The following is a 2950-nucleotide window of genomic DNA, read 5'->3' on the forward strand; positions in this document are numbered from 1 at the left end:
CGAGCCGCGTCACCTCTCCTGGCTGGTCGGCCGAACGCTGGATGAGAGCGAGTGTTTGGAGCACCGAGTCGTGCAGGTGGGCGGCGATATCGGCGCGCTGTTTGGCGATGGCGCTCGCTGCTCGTTCCTCGCCCAGGGCGTTGAGGGTTCGAAGCCACCAGGGCGCGAGCACGAGTGCGACACCAATCAGCACAGCAACCGAGGCGAGGAGTGACTGCCACATGAGTTGAGTGCCACGGTCCTGGCCAACCACGAGCAAGGCGCCTATAACAACTAGCGCGACTCCGCCCGCGATGCGAATAACACCGCTCGGCGTGCGTCCACCCGCTTGTGCGAGAAGGCTGTCCCGACGAGACGAGTCCAGTTGACCCCACGCCAAGAAGAGTCCCACCAGCACGATGAGGCCGGCCGCAACCCATGTCCACTGCAGGTGAGCACCCAGCCGATCCGCAATGAGCAGCGCGGTGACCGTAACCAAGATGATCCCAATCGCGATATCTCGCAGCGGGAGCAGCGACCACCAGTCGCGTTCCGCACGCGGTGCCTCCACGCCAACAGCGGTCGGCGCCGTCGCGAGACGCGCATCGATGTTGAGCTCGTCCGCGAGCTCTTGGGGGTTGCCCCGCGGAACAGTCAGCCATAGAAAGATGTACGCCACGAGGCCGATACCACCCGCGACCGCTGCAAGGGTAAAGACGACCCGGACTGTACGAACGGGAACGCGCAAGTGCAGCGCCAGCCCTTGGCACACTCCTGCAAGACGCTGCCCGTCAGTTGGCCGGCGAAGCGGCAACCTCGGGGTCGCGTCGATGTTTGGCAAGTAAAGAGACACAGGTTGATCGTGTCATACCAAGAAATCGAATGCGAGAGTTCCACGCGTGGATCAGGGTCGAACCAGGGCTATACCCCTACCACCAAGATCAGGGTAATACCCGATAGTTTTTGGTCCCGTGCCAAGAAAAGATAGAGGCATGAACAACGAATCTTCGAACCCAGAGTTTGGCCAAGGCCCTCACGGCCCAGGCCCAGCCGGCCAGCAGGGTGGCTACCCGGGCGGCAATCAGCAGTGGAGCGGCCCCAACTACGGCGGTCCCCAGGGCCCTGGGCCTTCCAACGGGTGGGTCCCTCCAGCCGGATCTGACCCCAGGAACGGACACCATGGCGGTCGTGCGTTCTTTGACACGATGCGCCGGTCCGGGTTCTTCCGCTCCGAAGAGCGCTGGGTCGGTGGTGTTGCAGGCGGTCTCGCTCGACGGCTCAACGTTGACCCACTTATCGTGCGCGTGATCATCCTGATCATCTGCCTGAGCACCGGAATCGGCGTTCTTGCGTACGCCGCGGCGTGGGCACTCCTGCCTGAAGAGCGCGACGGGCGCATCCACGCCGAGGAGATGATCCGCGGAAATTTTGATGGTGCCCTGATCGGAATCGCCATCGCGGCGCTGATCGGTCTGGGCGGCGTCGGCGGCTTCGTCTTTGGCATTGTGGATGTGCCGTGGCCTCTGACCACAATCTTCTGGCTTGGCATCTGTGCGCTCGTGTTCTACCTGATCATGCAGGTCAAAGATTCCCGCGTGGCCAGCAGGAAGAACCAGCAGTGGCAGGGACGTCCCCCGGCAGGCCCACACAACGGTTTTGGACCAAACGGTCCGCAGGGGCCGTTCGGGCCTCGAGGACCACAGGGTCCGTACGGCCAGTCGGCCCCACAGGGTCCATCCGGATACCCCGGAGCTCCGGGCTTTAGCACCCAGGGTTTCAATGGCCAGACCAGCAACTCCCAGCAGGGAGCATCTGCCTTCGACCCAAAGGCGGGCGGCCCGGAAACTGATGGTGGGCCGGACTCAGTGAAAACCTCCGAGGCAGCGGACGCCGAGGCAAGCAACGCTTCCAACTCCAGCGAAGCCACCGAAACCCTCAACAACACGACACCCCTCGCCGAGCCCACCGATGACACCATCACCCTCGCGAGCACGTCGAACGAGCACGAGGTCACCGTAACCGAGGTAATCGACCAGGTGCCAGCCACGGAAGCAATCGGGATCGCTTCTTACGAGACGGATTCGAAATCCAACGCGAGCAGCGTGGGCACCGAGCCAGAATCGTCGACAATCTTGATGGACCAGCAGGACACAATGACCCAATCTGACACGCAGTACACCACGCCGGTACCACCGGCCGCACCGTACATCGCCCCAGCTCGCGCCTCAGCCCGCACGGCTGGCGCCAACTACGCACAGGAGTGGAGCGCTCCTCAGACCAAGCGCCCACCGGTAAAGAACCCGGGAGCCACGCAGTTTGCCACACTCCTAGGGCTATCATTCCTGACAGCAATGGGATTGTTCATCGCTGACCGCACGGGCAACCTCGCAGCAGACGTGAACGTTTGGGGCCTAACCGCGGGAATCGCGATCGTGCTCGGCGGACTTGCCGTAATCTACAACGGCTTCCGCGGCTGGTCCTCGGGGTCCGGCGGGCTCTTCGCGATCCTCTCGGTCATCGGAGCCCTCATCCTAGGCGTGCTGTTCTTCCCCAAGTGGGTGACTACAAGCAGCTTCCAGACCTTCTCGGACCAGACCTTCGCCCCCACCAGCATCGTGCAGGTTGAGAACGGCTACTCGTTCGGAATGGGAGACATGACGGTCGACCTCACGGGACTGCCGTTCTCGGACCTCGCCGGTAACACCGAACCACTCGTCATACCCATCGACGGCGGCATGGGCGACATCGACGTACTCGTACCGGCCGGAGTGTCTGTCACCGCAACCACCGACATGGGCATCGGGTCCGTGAACCACCACACCGAGGGTACCGGCTCCGGTGAGAACTCCGGTGGCATCGGCAACTCGATCCAGTACAGCAGCCAGGCTGCTAAGGACGGCCAGCCTGTTGTCCTTCACCTCGACATCAACATGGGCGTCGGAGACGTCACCATCACGGAGGTAGCATCATG

General features: G+C 62.9%; 2 protein-coding genes. One reads left to right on the plus strand and one right to left on the minus strand.

Annotated elements, in window-relative coordinates; all coding sequences use genetic code 11:
- The coding region (locus tag HGSM_RS00080) for an ATP-binding protein (RefSeq protein WP_154646234.1) at positions 1–832 on the minus strand (832 nt) is incomplete at its 3' end.
- A 139-nt stretch (positions 833–971) separates the two neighbouring features.
- Here HGSM_RS00080 and HGSM_RS00085 point away from each other — a divergent pair.
- A partial coding sequence (locus HGSM_RS00085; RefSeq protein WP_019146700.1) for a PspC domain-containing protein occupies positions 972–2950 on the plus strand: 1979 nt, incomplete at its 3' end.

Origin of the sequence: Timonella senegalensis JC301 (genome assembly GCF_000312125.1) — a bacterium.
Lineage (GTDB): Bacteria > Actinomycetota > Actinomycetes > Actinomycetales > Cellulomonadaceae > Timonella > Timonella senegalensis.